We start from the raw sequence: 15,496 nt of genomic DNA, 5'->3' as shown, positions 1-15,496 counted from the left end.
CCTTGTCCGCGCGAATTCAATCACGTCAGTTTGCATATGCCTTAGGTTTGGGAAGTGACGATTCAGTTGCGATCAGAGCTTTCCCTTTTGGTCACTCGGAGGCCTAAATCGGATGTGTCAGTCTCTAGGGTGGCAATTGTTCTTGATGTGGATCAAATTTCCGATCTCGAAGCAACCATATATTGGACTATTCCAATACTTGGCGGAAAGGGTCGGAGTAGCTGGTTCCAAACTGCCGCAGTTCCCCAATCATAGATGTCGACCGCGCCAAAGCTCGGGGCGGCTTCAGGGAGGAACTCATGACACAGACAACGATCACCGGCGCTTCCGTTTGGGATGGCCTCTCGGATACGGCGTATCCTGCAACAGTAACGGTTGAAGGCAATAAAATCACCAAGGTCATCAAGGGCGAAGCCGCTCAGGATCAGGCACAGGGTGACGTGATTGACGGGTCAGGGCACACGCTGATGCCCGGTCTGGTCGAAGGTCATTGCCATCCCAGCTTTACCGGCGTGAACGACCCTTGGGAGCTTGGTCAGTTGAGTCCTGAGGACCACATGCTGAAGACGGCGGCGAACCTGCGTTTGTTGCTCAGCCACGGATTCACCTCTGTGTTTGAAGCCGCCTCTGCCAAGCCTCTGTTGGGGGTTGTTGCCCGTGATGCGATCAACAGCGGCCTCCTGGACGGTCCGCGGATGCGCGCCTCGAGCCCGGAAATCACCACCACGGCCGGACTGGGTGATGAGCGAAAACGTCACATTTATCAGGAAAGCTTTGGCCTTGTGGCAGATGGCGCCCTTGAGATGCGCCGTACCGCGCGAGAATGCGTCCGCGATGGTGTCGATAACATGAAGATCAACATCTCGGGCGACGAGTTCGTTTCCTTTGCCAAGGCCGAGATCACGCCTCTGGAAGACGACGAGCTGGCAGCCTTTGTCGCCGTGGCCAAGAAATATGGAAAGACCGTCGCGGCTCATGCACGGTCCTCTGAATCCGTGAAGATGGCGGTCAGGCATGGCGTCGATTGCATCTATCACTGCGACTTTGCCGACGAGGAAGCGCTCGACATGCTGGAAGAAGCCAAGGATCGCGTCATCCTTGGGCCTGCCTTTGGTCTGGTTCACAATGCCACTAAGGAAGGCAACCCCGAACTGGCGGCCGAGCTGAATCTCTATCGCAAATTCGAGGCCACTTGCGCAGTCTATCACGAGGTCCGTAAACGCGGCCTGCGTGTGGCGGTGGGGGGGGACTATGGCTTCTCGATCACGCCTATGGGGCAGAACGCGCGCGACATCGAACATTTCGTCCGCTACTTCGGCTATTCGCCGGTCGAGGCGCTGAGATGTGCCACCCACGTCGGGGCGCAGCTGATGCAGATGGAAGACCAGATCGGCCAGGTCAAGGAGGGTTTCCTGGCCGACCTCTTGCTGGTCAAGGGCGACGTCACCAAGGACGTCAGCCTGGTTCAACATCAGGACAATCTGTCGATGATCATGAAGGATGGGGTGATGTTCAAAGATCCCCGTAGCGGGATTAACGCCCACGGTCTGATCAGCGCGGCTGAATAATTTTCAAACTCAAAATCCATACGCAAGGGAGGAAACGCATGCGTATTTTCAAGAAAACGGCCTTGGCCGCAGCAATCGGGCTTTTCGCAAACCAAGCTGCGGCAGATACCTATGAGGGGGTACCTCGGACGTTCCTTTGGAACCCGGGAACGTCGAGCATCTTTGATGCCGCGGAATACAAAAAAGACGGCCCCTACGTGATTGGATTCTCGAACGCTTCGATCTCGAACCCGTGGCGGGTTGCGATGCTGCACGGGATTGAAGCTGCCGCGGAACGCAATGCCGACAAGCTTGAGCGCTTCATAATCACCGATGCCAATGATGACCCGTCCAAACAGGCCGCAGATGTGCAGGACCTGATCGCGCAGGGCGTCGACATCCTGCTGGTCTCGCCTGCAACCGCCGAAGCGATGGATCCGGTGATCCGCCGCGCCAAACGTCAGGGTATCCCTGTGGTACTGGTTGACCGTTCGGTTCCGACGCAAGAAAACTTCATCAGCTTCGTAACTGCATCGGACCAGGCGCTTGGCCGCATCTCGGCCCAGTGGCTGGCGGAGAAGCTGAACTTTGAAGGCAAGGTTGTCATGCTGGGCGGCCTAGCCGGGGCGTCCCCTGCAGAAGCTCGCATCGTGGCCGCGATGGAGGTCTTTGACCAGTATCCCGGCATCGAGGTTCTGGAAACCCAGTACACCAGCTGGTCGCCTGCTAACGGCAAAACCATCATGTCAGCGCTGATCCAGAAATACGGCCAAGACATCTCTGGCGTTTGGGCGGACTCGGGCCTGCAGGGCTCAGGCTCGATCGAGGCCTTCCTCGCCGCAGGCTATGAAGATGGGGCGATCCCGCCGCATACCGGTGGTGATTTCAACGCCATGTATCAGCTGTCTGTGCAGCACAATGTTCCGATGGTCGGCGTCGATTACCCCCCTGCGATGGGCGCACGCGCCTTTGAGGTTCTGTTCGACGTTCTGGACGGCAAAGGTATCCCGCAGCGCATTGAGGTGAACCAACAGGTTGTTGTCTCTGAAGGGCATGAAACCGCATCGGTTCAGGCTGATGTTTTCGTCAAGGACTATGCCCTCATGGACAAGCCCGGGTCGGTCATCATGTCGTCTGGTGTCGGCGCGGATTACGATCCCGCCACCTTCTCGGCCACTTACCCGAAATAAGCGGCGCGGGCCAGGGCGGCCCTGTGCTGCCCTGGCTCATCCCAAGGGAGGAAAAATCATGACACAGCCATTTCTGGCCGCGCGCAGCCTCAGCAAATCGTTTGGCCCAAATGAAGTGCTCAAGGGTATAGAATTCGAGGTGCATGGCGGACATGCTGTGGCCCTTTGCGGTGAAAACGGTGCTGGAAAATCGACGCTGATCAAGCTCCTGACCGGACTTTATACCCCCACTGGCGGGCACGTTGAGTTTCAGGGGCAGCCTGCTGGCTGGACCGATCCCCGCCAAAGCCTGGCCGCCGGCATCGCTGTGGTGCATCAAGAGTTTTCCGTTCTTGGTGCGCTCTCGATTGCCGAAAACATCTATCTCGGTGCCGAACCGCGCACCCGTCTTGGGTTGATCGATCGTAAGGCGCTTAACCGCAATGCGCAGGTTTTGCTTCAAGATCTGGGCATCACGCTGAACCCGGATGATCTGGTTGAGAACCTCTCGGTGGCTGACAAGCAGATGGTGGAGATCGCCAAGGCGCTGAGGTCTGAGGCAAAGGTTCTCATTCTGGACGAGCCAACAGCGGTTCTGAGCCAGAATGAAACCCGCCATTTGTTCCGCATCATCAATGACCTGCGGGAACGCGGTATGGGGCTGGTCTATGTTTCGCACCGCCTCGACGAGATTTTCGAAATTTGCACGGACATAACCGTGATCAAAGACGGCGTGGTGACGTCAAAGGGGCCAACATCTGAATATACCCATGACAGCGTGATCGCTGCCATGGTTGGTCGCGAACTTGGAGATCTTTTCCCCCACAAGTCCGCAGACCCAACGGCGGGCGAGAAGGTATTGAAGGTACGCAACCTTTTTGTCACTCCCGACCTTCCGCCCGCCAATCTGGATGTCCACGCAGGAGAAATTGTTGGCCTTGCGGGCCTTGTTGGTTCTGGAAGAACGGAACTTGCTTTGGCGCTATACGGCGCGGCCTCGGCGACGGGCGAAGTTGCCCTAATGGGGGAACCGATGCCTTATCGTGATCCGGCGGGCTGTATCGAGGCCGGAATACTGATGCTAACGGAGTCCCGCAAAGATGACGGGCTGTTCCTGAACACTTCGGTGGCGCGCAACTTTGCCGCCACAACACCCGGTCACGGAGTGCACCATAGCGCCATCCCACCCGGGCATGAAGACCGCCGCGCTGCAATCCTGAAAGAGCGCCGCGGCGTAGTTGTCGATCATGTCGGTCTGCCGATTTCAGCGCTTTCTGGCGGAAACCAGCAAAAGGTACTGATTGCACGACTTCTTGAGAACCGGCCCAAGCTCTTGATCCTGGACGAACCCACACGCGGGGTTGATGTGGGCGCAAAGGCCGAGATTTACAAAACACTTAGGGAACTCGCCGACGAGGGTATGGCGCTTCTGGTGATCTCTTCGGAACTGATCGAAATCGTTGGCCTTTGCGACCGCGTCTACGTGATGCGTGACGGCGAAATCGCATCGGAACTGCGCGGCAGTGAAATCTCGGAAGAGGGGATCATAACCGTCGCGGCTGCTGAAACCTCAACCCATCACGGAGTAGCAGCATGAGCATGCTCGTCCGCGCCACGCGCGCCCAACCCGTTCACCTTGTTGTCGTTGCCTTGATCGCCGCGGTTTTCGTGTTCGGAATGACTGTATCCGACCGTTTTGCAACACCGCTGAACCTGGCCAATGTGCAGGACCAGATGGTCGCCCTGGCCATTGTTGCTCTGGCGCAGACCGTGGTGATCCTGTCCGGTGGGATCGACCTTAGTTTTGCAGGTGCGCTGAGCTTTCTGTGCGTCGTCTTTGCTTCGCTTGCGGGCGACACCACGGGGACGTTGCTTTTGGCGATGGCCGTTGTAGCTGGTGCCGGCATTCTGATCGGTGTGATCAATGGTGGCATCACCGCCTATGTCGGCATTCACCCGCTGATCACCACGCTGGGTACCTCTACGATTCTGGCGGGTGTGGCATTGCTTCTCACGCGCCAGCCCACCGGATCGGTGCCGCTGTTTTTCGAAGACTTCACCTACGGACGTCTTGGAGTTTTGCCATACGGCATGATCTTCGTGATCGCGCTTTACCTATTGATCGGTTTCATGTTGTGGCGCACCACGTTTGGCACCCGGATATTTGCGGTCGGCGACAATGAAGCTGCCGCCGCAGTGTCAGGCCTACCAGTGAAACAGACCAAGATCGCCATCTATGCGCTGTCCGGCCTGCTTTGCGCCGTGGCTGCGATGTACATGACCGGCCGTTTCAGCGTCGGTGATCCCCGCGCCGGTGTTGGCTTTGATCTGCGTTCGATCACTCCGGTGATTGTGGGCGGCACCTTGCTTGCGGGTGGCAAAGGGGGCGTTCTTGGAACCGCGCTTGCGGTTGTCCTTCTGGCGCTTCTGGCAAACGTTCTGAACTTTATGAACGTCTCAAGCTTTTACCAATGGATTGCCGAAGGGGTGATCATCATTGCCGCCGTTTCGTTCTTTGCAGGAAAGGGCAAGTCATGACCGCGACCGCAACCAATGCTCCCACAAAACCCAACCGCAATACAGTGCGTGCCACTCAGAAACGCGAACTGCTTTTGTTGCTTGGTTTCCTACTGGTGATCTGGGCGGTCACGACGGCGCTCAGCCCGCGGTTCCTGACCCCGGCAAATCTCAAGGACATTCTCATCCAGGCTGCTCCACTAGGGTTTGTCGTCATCGGCCAAATGATCGTTATCATCGTTCGGGGTCTGGACCTGTCCGTCGCATCTATCATGGCGACGGTGGCGGTGATCTCGACAACGACCATCGACAGCACACCTGTCATCTTTGCCGTCGGCCTGATGCTGGGCGCGGGCATCGGGGCGATTAATGGCTATCTGGTGGCCTATCGCAGGGTGACTCCCTTCCTGGCGACATTGGCGACGATGATCGTTTTGCAAGGCATCCGCTTTGCCTATACCAAAGGGGCACCGGGGGGTACTCTGCCCGAGACATTTCGGTGGCTGGCCACAGGAGACATCCTGGGTATTCCGGTTGCTTTGATTGCATTGACCGTCGTGGCTTTCGCGATGCACTGGGTGCTGGAGCGCACCATCTTTGGTCGTCGCCTGAAGCTTTACGGAGACAGCCCGGCTGCGGCCTATATGACCGGCGCACCGACACGGCTTCTTGTGGTCATGGCCTTTGTGATCTCGGGCGTGATGGCAGCCATCGCCGGCCTGTTCCTGGTGGGTTATGTTGGCATCGTCGACAATTGGACGGGCCGTGGCTACGAACTTGACAGTATCGCAGCAGCAGTCATTGGCGGCGCTGCCCTGTCTGGTGGCAAAGGCTCGGTGCCGGGGGTTTTGCTGGCAGCCCTGATCCTCGTTTCCCTGTTCAACATCGTGGTGATCATCGGCCTCTCGATCGAGTTGCAGTTGGTGATCAAGGGGACGCTGATTATCCTCGCCGCAGCCGTTTACATGAAACGGTCGCAAAACTGAGCAGGAACTCCCCGATGTCCAAGGATCAAAAATCAAACGTTCAGCGCATCGCGACAATCCTGAAAGGGTTTGACGCGAACAATACGCCGCGCCGGACACATGATATTCTAGAAGACCTCGGGGTGACCCGATCCACAGGGTTCGGACTGCTGCGGGCAATGGTTTCGGCGGGGTGGCTAGAAAGGTTTGATCACGGATCTCTGCGCCTTGGCCCAAAGGCATGTGGCCTTGTTTTTGCCGCGTTGGAAGTGCCGGAGTATCAGGATGCCAGAACGTTGGCCGCAACCCCGATTAGCCGCAGCAAACTGGAGTTGGCCATGCCTGACCTCGAATGGGATCCCCGGCTGGTCCGGACAGTTGATGCCAGTAGGTTCCGAAGGAGGGCACCCTATCGCATTGGCTTTTCCAACGCGTCCACTACCAATGCTTGGCGTCGCGCCATGCTGCAAAGCATGTACTACGCCGAGAAAATCTCTCAGGCGCAGATCGGCGAGTTCCTTGTACGCGATGCGCAGGATGATCCGGAGTTGCAGCTCCACCAGATTGACGAACTGGTGCGGGAAGGCATTGATCTCCTGCTGATTTCGATCACGTCAGTGAACGACACTGCGCTTGGCGAACGACTGAACTATCTGGCCGACGAAGGCCTGCCCATCGTAGCAGTCGACAGACGGCCAAACGATCGCTCCTCGCTTGTATCCTTCGTCACCGCATCGGATCACCGTATCGGCCGTATCAGCGCGTTATGGTTGGCGGAACAGCTAAAGGGCAGAGGGCGGGTCTGGATGCTTAGCGGGCTGGAAGGGGCAAGCCCCGCTCTACGCCGCCAACAGGCCGCGCTCGCCGTGTTTTCCGAGTTTCCAGGAATCCGGGTCGAGAATGTAAGCTACACGGATTGGACCGAAGGCAGTGGTTACAGGGTGATGGACAAGCTGCTGGACGAAGCGCGTAGAACGCCTGACGGAGTTTGGTGCGATAGCGGTTTGCAGGGCGTGGGTTCGCTGCGTCGTTTCATCGACGGTGGGGGTAGCATTCCGGCCCACACTGGTGGTGATCTCAACGAGATGTACAAGCTGTGCCTGCACCACAAGGTGCCCATGGCTGCACTGGACTATCCCGCAAGCATGGGCGCTCGGGCACTCGAAATTGCGCTGGACGTACTGGGCGGAAGCACGTTGCCGCAGCGCGTTGAGGAACCTGTCCGGATTGTATTGCCGCGCGGATGTGAAACCGCATCGGTCAAGGCCGACATCTGGGCAGAACGGCATGTCGCTTGGGATCTTGGCAATGAGACAGTTCTTTCCCAAGGCCCAGCTCTTCGCGCCCCCAAACCTTCATCAAAAAGGAACGCTTCATGACACATTCAGCATATTCACGCGCTGTCGAACTTTTTGATGCCCTGATCCACGCACCGGACAAGGCACCCCACGCAACTCCCGCTGGATTGATTCAGGCTGCCGGAATCCCATCGTCTTCGGGCTATCGTCACGTGGCCGCCCTTGAAGCGGAAGGTTTTCTGCGCCGTAACCCTGCAGGCACCTACCTCGCTGGCAACAGCGCCATTCGGACGGGGTTCAGCGGGTTCGGGCTAGGAAATGTCGCGCCTCTCAGCCAGCCAATTCTTTTGCGCCTAAGACAGGCGACGCAACATACGGCCTTTCTCGCCATTGTGCGGGACCTCGATCTTCACATGGGGCCGTATTCCGTTGGTCGGGAAACGCGCGGCACCAATCTGCAACCGTTCTATGGGTTTGAGAGCATTCCGAATCTGAGCATCGGCCGCCCAGAGGAAACCGTTTTGAGATCTCAGAACGAACAGGTGGTACGACGCACAGGCACGCTTTTGGCACCGGTAAGTTCAACCCGCGAATCCTTGGTCGTGCTTGGACTGATCTTGCAACCCGGCTGGGGTGCGACAGACCAACTGATCCAATCTCTTGAAAGCGCCTCTCAGCAAATCACCGAAGCACTTGAAGGCCGGTAACAATGCAAAAATTCTGGAACAGTCAGTTCAAGTTTTCCGAGATTTTACCGGAATTTGCAGCGTTCGTCACGCGTATGGCTTCGGACAGCGGGGTCGTTTCTGAGCAGCATAAGTTTCACCGTGAGACCTATGGAGCCCATCCACGTCAATGGGTAGAGTGGACCGAGGGCAGTGGCTCTGATGCCATCCTCCCGGTGATCCTGCATGGCGGATATTGGCGCGCGCTCGAGGCGGAAAGCCATCGCTTCATGATCCCTGCTTTCCAGCATCATGGCGCGTTCGTCGCCAATATCGAATACCGGCTCATGCCTGACGTGCGTTTGGGAGATGTGGTTGCTGATACCGTTGCTGCGCTAAGCCTTCTGATCGGGCGCTTTCCGGCCTCACAGCTTGTTCTGATCGGGCATTCTGCTGGTGCCCATCTGGCACTCTCCGCTTTGCGGGACCCTGAAATCGCCAAACGCACAAAGGGTACTATCGCGCTCAGCGGGGTCTATGATCTTGCTCCGGTCGCGCTGTCCTTTTTGCAAGAGGAACTGCAACTGACACAGGGCGAGATTGCCACCTTCAGCCTTGGCCCGGACGAGAAGCGTCCGCCGGTTCTTTATGTGAATGGCGGCGGAGAAACGCATGAATATCTGCGCGGCGGTGCCTTGATGTCCCTGCCGGAAAACGCCGCTTGGCATGTGATCGACAACGAAAACCATATGTCCCTGACCTGGGCGGCCTGTGCGCAAAGTGATGCGCTAATGTCGTCCCTTTTCGAACTGGAACCAGAAGAATGACACCTGACCTTCCCGAACACGGAACCTTTGTCGGCCGCGTTTGGCGGCCCGATGTGAACGGCCCCGCTTTGGTTTTACGTCGCGGCGACCGGCTGATTGACGTCACATCGACCCGTTTTCCGACCATGCAAGCCCTGCTTGAGGTCGCCAATCCAGCCGTGGTTGTGCAGACCGTTGAAGGCGAAGACATTGGTGCGCTCGCAGACATCGCTGCCAACTCCACCGAAACCCCGGACCCGGAAAAGCCCCACTTCCTGGCCCCTAGCGACCTGCAACCGGTCAAAGCGTGCGGCGTGACCTTTGTGTCTTCTATGCTGGAAAGGGTGATCGAAGAAAAAGCCAAGGGTGATCCTGCCAAGGCCGACACTATCCGCGAACGCTGTACCGCTATCCTTGGTGATAGCCTCCGTGCCGTGGTTCCGGGCTCGCAAAAGGCGATGGAGTTGAAAGACGCGCTGATTGCCGAAGACGTTTGGTCGCAATACCTTGAAGTTGGGATCGGTCCGGACGCCGAGGTCTTCACAAAGGCCCAGGCGATGTCTCCTGTGGGTGGCGGAGCCAGCATTGGCTTGCATCCAATTTCGACCTGGAACAATCCCGAGCCGGAAATCGTCCTTGCGGTGGACAGCAAAGGAACAATCAAGGGCGCGACGCTGGGAAATGACGTAAACCTGCGTGATGTCGAAGGACGCTCTGCGCTCCTGCTGGGCAAGGCCAAGGACAACAACGCATCCTGCGCAATTGGTCCGATGTTGCGTCTGTTTGACGAGAGCTTTGGCCTTGATGATGTGCGCGAGGCTGAACTGACCCTGCGGGTCCAGGGCGAGGACGGCTTTGTTCTCGATGGGGCCAGCTCGATGTCCGAAATCAGCCGCGATCCGGCCGACTTGGTGAAACAGGCCCGTGGCCCGCACCACCAGTACCCCGATGGCTTCTTTCTGATGCTGGGCACGCTGTTTGCCCCGACGCAGGACCGCGACACCCCTGGCGGCGGCTTTACGCACAAGATGGGCGATGTGGTCTCGATCTCGAATCCCTCTCTGGGACGCCTCCAGAACACAGTGCGCCTGTCCACGGAATGCCCGCCTTGGGTGTTTGGTACGAGTGCATTGATGAAAAACCTCGCCTCGCGCGATTTGATTTAAGGAAACACGATGAACGGAAACAGTTTGATTGCCGGTGAATGGCTCGCCGGCGAAGGAGAATTCCTGTCCGCCCCTGCTACGGGAACGCCCCGAACCTATTCGACGGGCACTGCCGATCTGGTCGATCAGGCCTGTGTCGCCGCAGAAGAGGCTTTCTGGTCCTACGGCTATACCACGCGTGAGGAACGCGCTGCGTTCCTTGATCGCATTGCCGACGAAATCGAGGCCCGTGGCACACAGATTACCGAAATAGGCAGCGCCGAAACGGGTCTGCCTGCGGCCCGGCTTGAAGGCGAGCGTGGTCGAACCACTGGTCAGCTGCGCTTGTTTGCAGACCATATCCGCAAAGGCGACTATCTTGACCTACGCCACGATCCGGCTCTGCCAGACCGTCAGCCTCTGCCGCGCCCAGATCTGAAGATGGCGCAACGCCCGATCGGCCCCGTTGCGGTTTTCGGCGCGTCGAACTTCCCGTTGGCGTTCTCGACCGCGGGTGGCGACACTGCAGCGGCGCTGGCCGCTGGTTGTCCGGTTGTGGTCAAGGGCCATACCGCCCATCCCGGAACCGGCGAAATCGTGGCAGAAGCCGTGGACGCCGCACGTCAGGCCTGTAACCTGCATCCGGGCGTCTTCTCGTTCGTGCAGGGCGGTGGACGCGTGGTCGGCACTACGCTGGTCCAGCACCCATTCATCAAGGCCGTTGGCTTTACCGGCTCTCTGGGTGGTGGCCGTGCGCTGTTCGATCTCTGCGCTGCGCGCCCCGAACCCATTCCCTTCTTCGGCGAGCTCGGCTCGGTCAATCCGATGTTCGTCCTTCCCGACGCGCTGGCCGCGCGTGGTGCCGAGATCGGTGCGGGCTGGGCTGGGTCACTGATGATGGGAGCTGGTCAGTTCTGTACCAATCCAGGGCTGGTTCTGCTACCTGCAGGTGAAGGCGCTGACGCATTTATTGACGCGGCAACCGACGCGCTGAACGCGGCTGGCGAACAGACCATGCTGACCGATGGGATCGCGCTGGCCTATCACAGCGGCCAAAGCCAGATCGCCGCGACCGAGGGCGTCACAACCAAGGTTGCGGAAACGGCTGAAGGACGTCAATCGCGCGCCGCGTTCCATGTTGTTTCGGCCGAGACCTTCCGCGCCAATCCCAATCTCGCCCACGAGGTTTTTGGCCCGATGGGGATCGCGGTTCTGGTCAATGACCCGGTTGACTTTGTTGATCTCGCCAAGAGTTTTGAGGGACAGTTGACGGCAACCGTGCAAATGGACGCTGGTGATGCAGCCCTTGCAACCACCCTGCTTCCAGTGCTGGAGCGTAAGGCTGGGCGGGTGCTCTTTAACGGTTTCCCTACAGGAGTTGAGGTTGCGGACAGCATGGTCCATGGCGGCCCGTACCCCGCCTCGACAAACTTTGGCGCGACCAGCGTAGGTACCCTGTCCATTCGCAGGTTCTTGCGACCTGTCTGCTATCAGAACCTGCCCGAAGACGTTTGCTTGGCTTTCTAGTCTGCAATGCAAAACGGCGAAGCGGAGCAGCTCTCTGTTCTGCTTCGCCAAAGTAGGTTGGGGAGCCTTCGTTTCTGCGCCTAACTAAAAAGCACCGGTAAGCTCTGGCGATCCATCGCAAGAAACTGAGGTATATCAGGCGTGTGACTATGGACGTCGCATGCTACCTGTATGCGCGTAAGTGGTTCGAGCTAGGTTCGTGAGGCCTCGAATACGGTCCATGCCTTCTCAAAAGCTTCGAAATCAAAACCCTCCGAGCGAGCGGGTTCCAGGACCAGCTTTTCGGTTTCGAGCAGTTTTTTAATTGCCGCTTCGAGAGTGTCGATGACTTCGGGGGGAATGACCAATGCGCCATGCCTGTCGGCGTGGATCAGGTCGCCTGGGGCTACGGACATTCCAAATATGTCGACTTGCGTATCGATTTCCCGGACATGGACAAAACCGTGGCTGGGACCGATCGAACCTGCGACGACCGGGAAACCTTCGGGCAGGTCGCCAAGATCACGCATTACACCATTGGTCAGCGCACCTGACATGCCAAACCCCTTGTGAACAGTGGTGTTGATCTCGCCCCAATAGGCCCCGATGGCGTCTGGGTAGTCGAGGTCTTCGACTACGGCGACAGACGGCGAGGCACCCTCGGACATGTACTTGTAGTAGGCCATACGGCGGGCGCGGATCACATCGGGGGCTTCAGTCGGCGGGTTTACGGCGGCGATTTTGGCGGTGCGGGCATAACCGACAATGGCAGGCTCTTCTGGTGCCGAACACAGCATTGTGCCGCGGGTGAAATCGTTGAAGCCGCGTTTGCCTTGGGCCACTTCGATGGCATTGCAGACGGTGGGCGTATCGACGGATTGCAGGAGTTTCAGCAGGGAAGGTGTCATAGGGTCTCCAGCCAGCCCATGAGGGCCGTGGTTGTCAGGTCGGGTTGTTCAAGGGTCGGCAGGTGGCCAGCGCCAGAAATAACTGCGAAGCGGCTCTGCGGCATGAGGGCGTGCATCAATTCATGACGCTCCAGAGGGCAGAGCGAGTCTTCCTGACCGCAAAGCACCAGCGCAGGTCCCTTGAAGGTACGCAGCGTGTCCTGTTGATCTGGGCGATCACGCAACGCTTTGGATTGGCGCACAAAAACCTCTGGCCCCAGATCCATCGCCATAGCCATGCACAGGTCGAGAATAGCCCCGGTGTTGTCACCGTCCGCGAGGTAGTTGGGCTTCATCTCGTCGCGCATCACGCGCCGCAGATCACCCGAAAGCGCGGCCGCAATCTGGGGTGTCCGGCGGGTTTTGACGGCATCCGTTTCAGCCTTGGGGTTGGTGTCGAGCAAGGCGAGGCCGGAAACGCGGTCCGGTGCCTGACGCAGAACCTCCATTGCGAGAATACCGCCCATCGAGAGGCCCGCCATGGCAAACCTTGCCGGGGCGTAGGCGAGGACATCGGCAGCCAGTTCCTGCATCGTCTCGTGACGATTCATAGGTACGGTCATCAGAGGTCTGGAGCCAGAGAGGGCGTCGATCTGGGGGCCAAAGAGGCGGGCGTCGCACATCATGCCCGGGAGGAGGAGAAGCGGGGTCACTGGCGACTGCTCGCGAGGGCTGCACCTTCGGAGAGGGCGGCGAGTTTGGCGTAGGCGATGTCAGGGTCGACCGCGCCGAAGCCGGCAAAGGTGCCAAAGCCGCAGTCACTGCCTGCGATAACGCGATCCGCGCCAACAATCCCGGTGAAACGCTCGATGCGCTGAGCGACCAGCTCGGGGTGTTCAACAAAGTTGGTGGTTGTGTCGACAACACCTGGCACAAGGATCTTGTCGTCTGGGATCTCCGACTTCCGATCGCGAAAAACGGTCCACTCATGGGCATGGCGTGGGTTCGAGGTCTCAAACAGTACGTAACGCGCCTTGGTCGACATCAGTGTAGAAAACACCTTGTCCATGGGTATGTCGCAGCAATGGGGGCCTTCGTAGTTACCCCAGCAAATATGGACGCGAACACGGTCTTGCGGGACATCGCGCAGTGCGTGGTTCAACGCTTCGACGTGCATGTTCGCGATGTTCAGGAACTCATCATCACTCAGATCGGTAAACAACATATGACGCGACAGCGCGAGATCGGGACAATCAAGTTGCAGATCCAGACCGTTGGCGATGATGGTTTCGTATTCTTCCTTCATAGCATCCGCCAGCGCGGCGAGATAGGTCTCGCGATTGGGGTAGTATTCGTTCTGAAGAAAGAGCGAAATCACGCCGGGAGACGCCGCGTTCATGAACCCGCGCTCGGCGCCGTGCTGTGCCATCGCTGTTTTCAGGTTGTTGATATCCTTGAGCAATTCATCCTGCCCCTTGGAGCGGACTTCACCGGTGCACATGGGGCGGGCGTATTGGGGGGTGCCGCCGTCGTCGGCGAGGCGTTGCAGGAAGCCGGGGAACATCTTGAGGTCGGCGGGCGCGTTGCGGGGGCTGTCGCCGGAAAAACCGGTGTAGCGGTCCTTGACGTAGGTGGCGTAGGAGATCTTCGAGGTTTCCCCGTCGCTGACAATGTCGACGCCTGCATCCACTTGTTTTTTAACGGTTTCCGAGACAGCAGCTGTCATGCAAGCGTCGAAGGCGGCAGGGTCGTAGGGCTTTTCATTTTCGCGTGCGAAGATGAAATCCACCACCTCTTGCGTGCGTGGCAGTGAACCCACATGGCTTGTTGTGATCTTGGTCATGGTGGCATTTCTCCCTGTCTGTATCGCGTCGGTATTACGTCGGCATCGCGTCGGTGCGTTTTTAGCAGCCCGCTCGCCGACTTGGTTGACCGGGCCACTCTTGCGCGGCCCGGTCCCGAACTCATCTGTCATGCACCGATCCAAGTAGCCCCGGCGGGGTCATCGGTGGTGGTGATGCGGTAGAGGCTGGCCTCACCCGTCATCGAGGGCTGCGCGCTGTAGCTTTCGCCCGGCAACACCAGTGCGGTGTCGCCGTTTGAGAGCGTGACCTCGACATCGTTGATGCGGATTGTCCAATAGCCGCGCATCGGCATCAGAACGACGGGCTTGTCGACCACCACAGCCTCGGTCACGGCCGAGCCACGGGTGAGGAAATCAACCTCAAAACCCGGCTTGTCCTTGATGATGCCATTCTCGCCGATCACCTTGGCGGGCTTGTTGGCACCCAGCGCCATCAGATCCCAATAGCGGGCCACATAGGTGCCGATCACCGCGTCCACGGGCACCTCGGGATAGGCTTTCAGCTCTTCTTCGGTCAGGAGAGGCATGGGGCGCACGTTGTGGGGCAGCTCTTCGCCCTTCTTGCTGTCGTAGAGCACGCCGTTGTCGCCCAGCATCAGACCGTGGGCCTGAGCGTCTTCGATCACGTGGGGCGCCCAGGTCACGCCGCCACCTGCGTCGTCACCCCCCAGCATCGACATGATCATACCATAGTCGGTGCCTATATTTTCAAAGCCGCGGAAGATGCCGGTGGGGATGTTGAATATGTCTCCCTCCTCGGCAACGAATTCACCAGCGGTGCCGTGCAGACCCCAGAAGAAACGCCAGCGGCCCTTGGCGACGAAGAAGACTTCGGCGGTGGTGTGGCTGTGCAGGCTGTTGCGGCATTTGGGCGGCTGGCCTGCCGCGCCGATGTTGAAGCCGATCTTGTCGGTGATATGGACGTGCTGGTCGGGGCTTTCGGACACGCCGCCACCGATGATGGTAAAGTTTTCCTTTTGGTCCGAACCCGGGGTGTGCGCGTCGATAAAGGCTGTTTTGCAGGGTTTGAGTTCGCCGTAGCGGACGATGCGGGATTGAATAGTGCTCATGACTTTTCTCCTTTGGGATTGGGGTTTGGTGGGATCAAACCCCGAGCCCGGGAGGCC

At 58.6% G+C, this 15,496-nt stretch carries 14 protein-coding genes; 10 read left to right on the top strand and 4 right to left on the bottom strand.

Annotated features, from left to right (window positions below; all coding sequences use genetic code 11):
- The first annotated feature begins 299 nt into the window (after nucleotides 1-299).
- Genes NNA36_RS11250 through NNA36_RS11205 form a run of 10 tightly spaced genes read left to right on the top strand, consistent with a single transcriptional unit; the run spans nucleotide 300 to nucleotide 11,639 of the window.
- Complete coding sequence (locus NNA36_RS11250) at nucleotides 300-1,568, top strand: amidohydrolase family protein (RefSeq protein WP_255107117.1); 1,269 nt, start codon at nucleotides 300-302, stop codon at nucleotides 1,566-1,568.
- Nucleotides 1,569-1,606: 38 nt separating this feature from the next.
- Nucleotides 1,607-2,737: a substrate-binding domain-containing protein gene (locus NNA36_RS11245; protein ID WP_255107116.1), complete on the top strand. Its 1,131-nt coding sequence runs from the start codon at nucleotides 1,607-1,609 to the stop codon at nucleotides 2,735-2,737.
- Nucleotides 2,738-2,795: 58 nt separating this feature from the next.
- Nucleotides 2,796-4,313, top strand: coding sequence for a sugar ABC transporter ATP-binding protein (locus NNA36_RS11240; protein WP_255107115.1), 1,518 nt, complete (start codon nucleotides 2,796-2,798; stop codon nucleotides 4,311-4,313).
- Entirely contained in the window at nucleotides 4,310-5,254 is a 945-nt protein-coding gene (locus NNA36_RS11235; RefSeq protein ID WP_255107114.1) for an ABC transporter permease, read from the top strand. Before NNA36_RS11240 ends, NNA36_RS11235 begins: the two co-directional genes overlap by 4 nt.
- Nucleotides 5,251-6,219 (top strand): ABC transporter permease, encoded by a 969-nt coding sequence (locus tag NNA36_RS11230; RefSeq protein WP_255107113.1) that lies wholly within the window; start codon nucleotides 5,251-5,253, stop codon nucleotides 6,217-6,219. The genes NNA36_RS11235 and NNA36_RS11230 overlap by 4 nt, the downstream gene beginning before the upstream one ends.
- A 14-nt stretch (nucleotides 6,220-6,233) precedes the next feature.
- Nucleotides 6,234-7,577, top strand: coding sequence for a substrate-binding domain-containing protein (locus NNA36_RS11225; RefSeq protein WP_255107112.1), 1,344 nt, complete (start codon nucleotides 6,234-6,236; stop codon nucleotides 7,575-7,577).
- A complete protein-coding gene (locus NNA36_RS11220; RefSeq protein ID WP_255107111.1) occupies nucleotides 7,574-8,203 on the top strand; it encodes a helix-turn-helix domain-containing protein in 630 nt (209 codons plus the stop codon). Before NNA36_RS11225 ends, NNA36_RS11220 begins: the two co-directional genes overlap by 4 nt.
- Before the next feature lie 2 nt (nucleotides 8,204-8,205).
- Nucleotides 8,206-8,988: an alpha/beta hydrolase gene (locus NNA36_RS11215; protein WP_255107110.1), complete on the top strand. Its 783-nt coding sequence runs from the start codon at nucleotides 8,206-8,208 to the stop codon at nucleotides 8,986-8,988.
- Nucleotides 8,985-10,133, top strand: a complete 1,149-nt coding sequence (locus NNA36_RS11210) for a fumarylacetoacetate hydrolase family protein (protein ID WP_255107109.1) — start codon at nucleotides 8,985-8,987, stop codon at nucleotides 10,131-10,133. The genes NNA36_RS11215 and NNA36_RS11210 overlap by 4 nt, the downstream gene beginning before the upstream one ends.
- A gap of 9 nt (nucleotides 10,134-10,142) precedes the next feature.
- Complete coding sequence (locus NNA36_RS11205; RefSeq protein WP_255107108.1) at nucleotides 10,143-11,639, top strand: aldehyde dehydrogenase (NADP(+)); 1,497 nt, start codon at nucleotides 10,143-10,145, stop codon at nucleotides 11,637-11,639.
- Nucleotides 11,640-11,830: 191 nt separating this feature from the next.
- Here NNA36_RS11205 and NNA36_RS11200 read toward each other — a convergent pair whose 3' ends face one another.
- From NNA36_RS11200 to NNA36_RS11185, 4 genes are all read right to left on the bottom strand, one after another.
- On the bottom strand, nucleotides 11,831-12,526 hold the full coding sequence (locus tag NNA36_RS11200) for an RraA family protein (RefSeq protein ID WP_255107107.1): 696 nt from the start codon (nucleotides 12,524-12,526) through the stop codon (nucleotides 11,831-11,833).
- Nucleotides 12,523-13,218, bottom strand: a complete 696-nt coding sequence (locus NNA36_RS11195) for an alpha/beta fold hydrolase (RefSeq protein WP_255107106.1) — start codon at nucleotides 13,216-13,218, stop codon at nucleotides 12,523-12,525. The genes NNA36_RS11200 and NNA36_RS11195 overlap by 4 nt, the downstream gene beginning before the upstream one ends.
- Nucleotides 13,215-14,348, bottom strand: a complete 1,134-nt coding sequence (locus tag NNA36_RS11190) for a cobalamin-independent methionine synthase II family protein (RefSeq protein WP_255107244.1) — start codon at nucleotides 14,346-14,348, stop codon at nucleotides 13,215-13,217. Before NNA36_RS11190 ends, NNA36_RS11195 begins: the two co-directional genes overlap by 4 nt.
- A gap of 128 nt (nucleotides 14,349-14,476) precedes the next feature.
- A complete protein-coding gene (locus NNA36_RS11185; RefSeq protein ID WP_255107105.1) occupies nucleotides 14,477-15,439 on the bottom strand; it encodes a cupin in 963 nt (320 codons plus the stop codon).
- Nucleotides 15,440-15,496: the final 57 nt, after the last annotated feature.

This window comes from Shimia sp. CNT1-13L.2, assembly GCF_024331145.1.
GTDB lineage: Bacteria > Pseudomonadota > Alphaproteobacteria > Rhodobacterales > Rhodobacteraceae > Shimia.
This window is presented reverse-complemented; position numbering and strand designations above follow the sequence as displayed.

Excerpts from the sequence above, each read along its gene's own strand:
- NNA36_RS11230 (WP_255107113.1), top strand. The coding sequence starts at position 5,251 with ATGACCGCGACCGCAACCAATGCTCCCACAAAACCCAACCGCAATACA.
- NNA36_RS11235 (WP_255107114.1), top strand. The coding sequence starts at position 4,310 with ATGAGCATGCTCGTCCGCGCCACGCGCGCCCAACCCGTTCACCTTGTT.
- NNA36_RS11240 (WP_255107115.1), top strand. The coding sequence starts at position 2,796 with ATGACACAGCCATTTCTGGCCGCGCGCAGCCTCAGCAAATCGTTTGGC.
- NNA36_RS11220 (WP_255107111.1), top strand. The coding sequence starts at position 7,574 with ATGACACATTCAGCATATTCACGCGCTGTCGAACTTTTTGATGCCCTG.
- NNA36_RS11185 (WP_255107105.1), bottom strand. The coding sequence starts at position 15,439 with ATGAGCACTATTCAATCCCGCATCGTCCGCTACGGCGAACTCAAACCC.
- NNA36_RS11190 (WP_255107244.1), bottom strand. The coding sequence starts at position 14,348 with ATGACCAAGATCACAACAAGCCATGTGGGTTCACTGCCACGCACGCAA.
- NNA36_RS11245 (WP_255107116.1), top strand. The coding sequence starts at position 1,607 with ATGCGTATTTTCAAGAAAACGGCCTTGGCCGCAGCAATCGGGCTTTTC.
- NNA36_RS11200 (WP_255107107.1), bottom strand. The coding sequence starts at position 12,526 with ATGACACCTTCCCTGCTGAAACTCCTGCAATCCGTCGATACGCCCACC.
- NNA36_RS11210 (WP_255107109.1), top strand. The coding sequence starts at position 8,985 with ATGACACCTGACCTTCCCGAACACGGAACCTTTGTCGGCCGCGTTTGG.
- NNA36_RS11225 (WP_255107112.1), top strand. The coding sequence starts at position 6,234 with ATGTCCAAGGATCAAAAATCAAACGTTCAGCGCATCGCGACAATCCTG.
- NNA36_RS11250 (WP_255107117.1), top strand. The coding sequence starts at position 300 with ATGACACAGACAACGATCACCGGCGCTTCCGTTTGGGATGGCCTCTCG.
- NNA36_RS11215 (WP_255107110.1), top strand. The coding sequence starts at position 8,206 with ATGCAAAAATTCTGGAACAGTCAGTTCAAGTTTTCCGAGATTTTACCG.
- NNA36_RS11205 (WP_255107108.1), top strand. The coding sequence starts at position 10,143 with ATGAACGGAAACAGTTTGATTGCCGGTGAATGGCTCGCCGGCGAAGGA.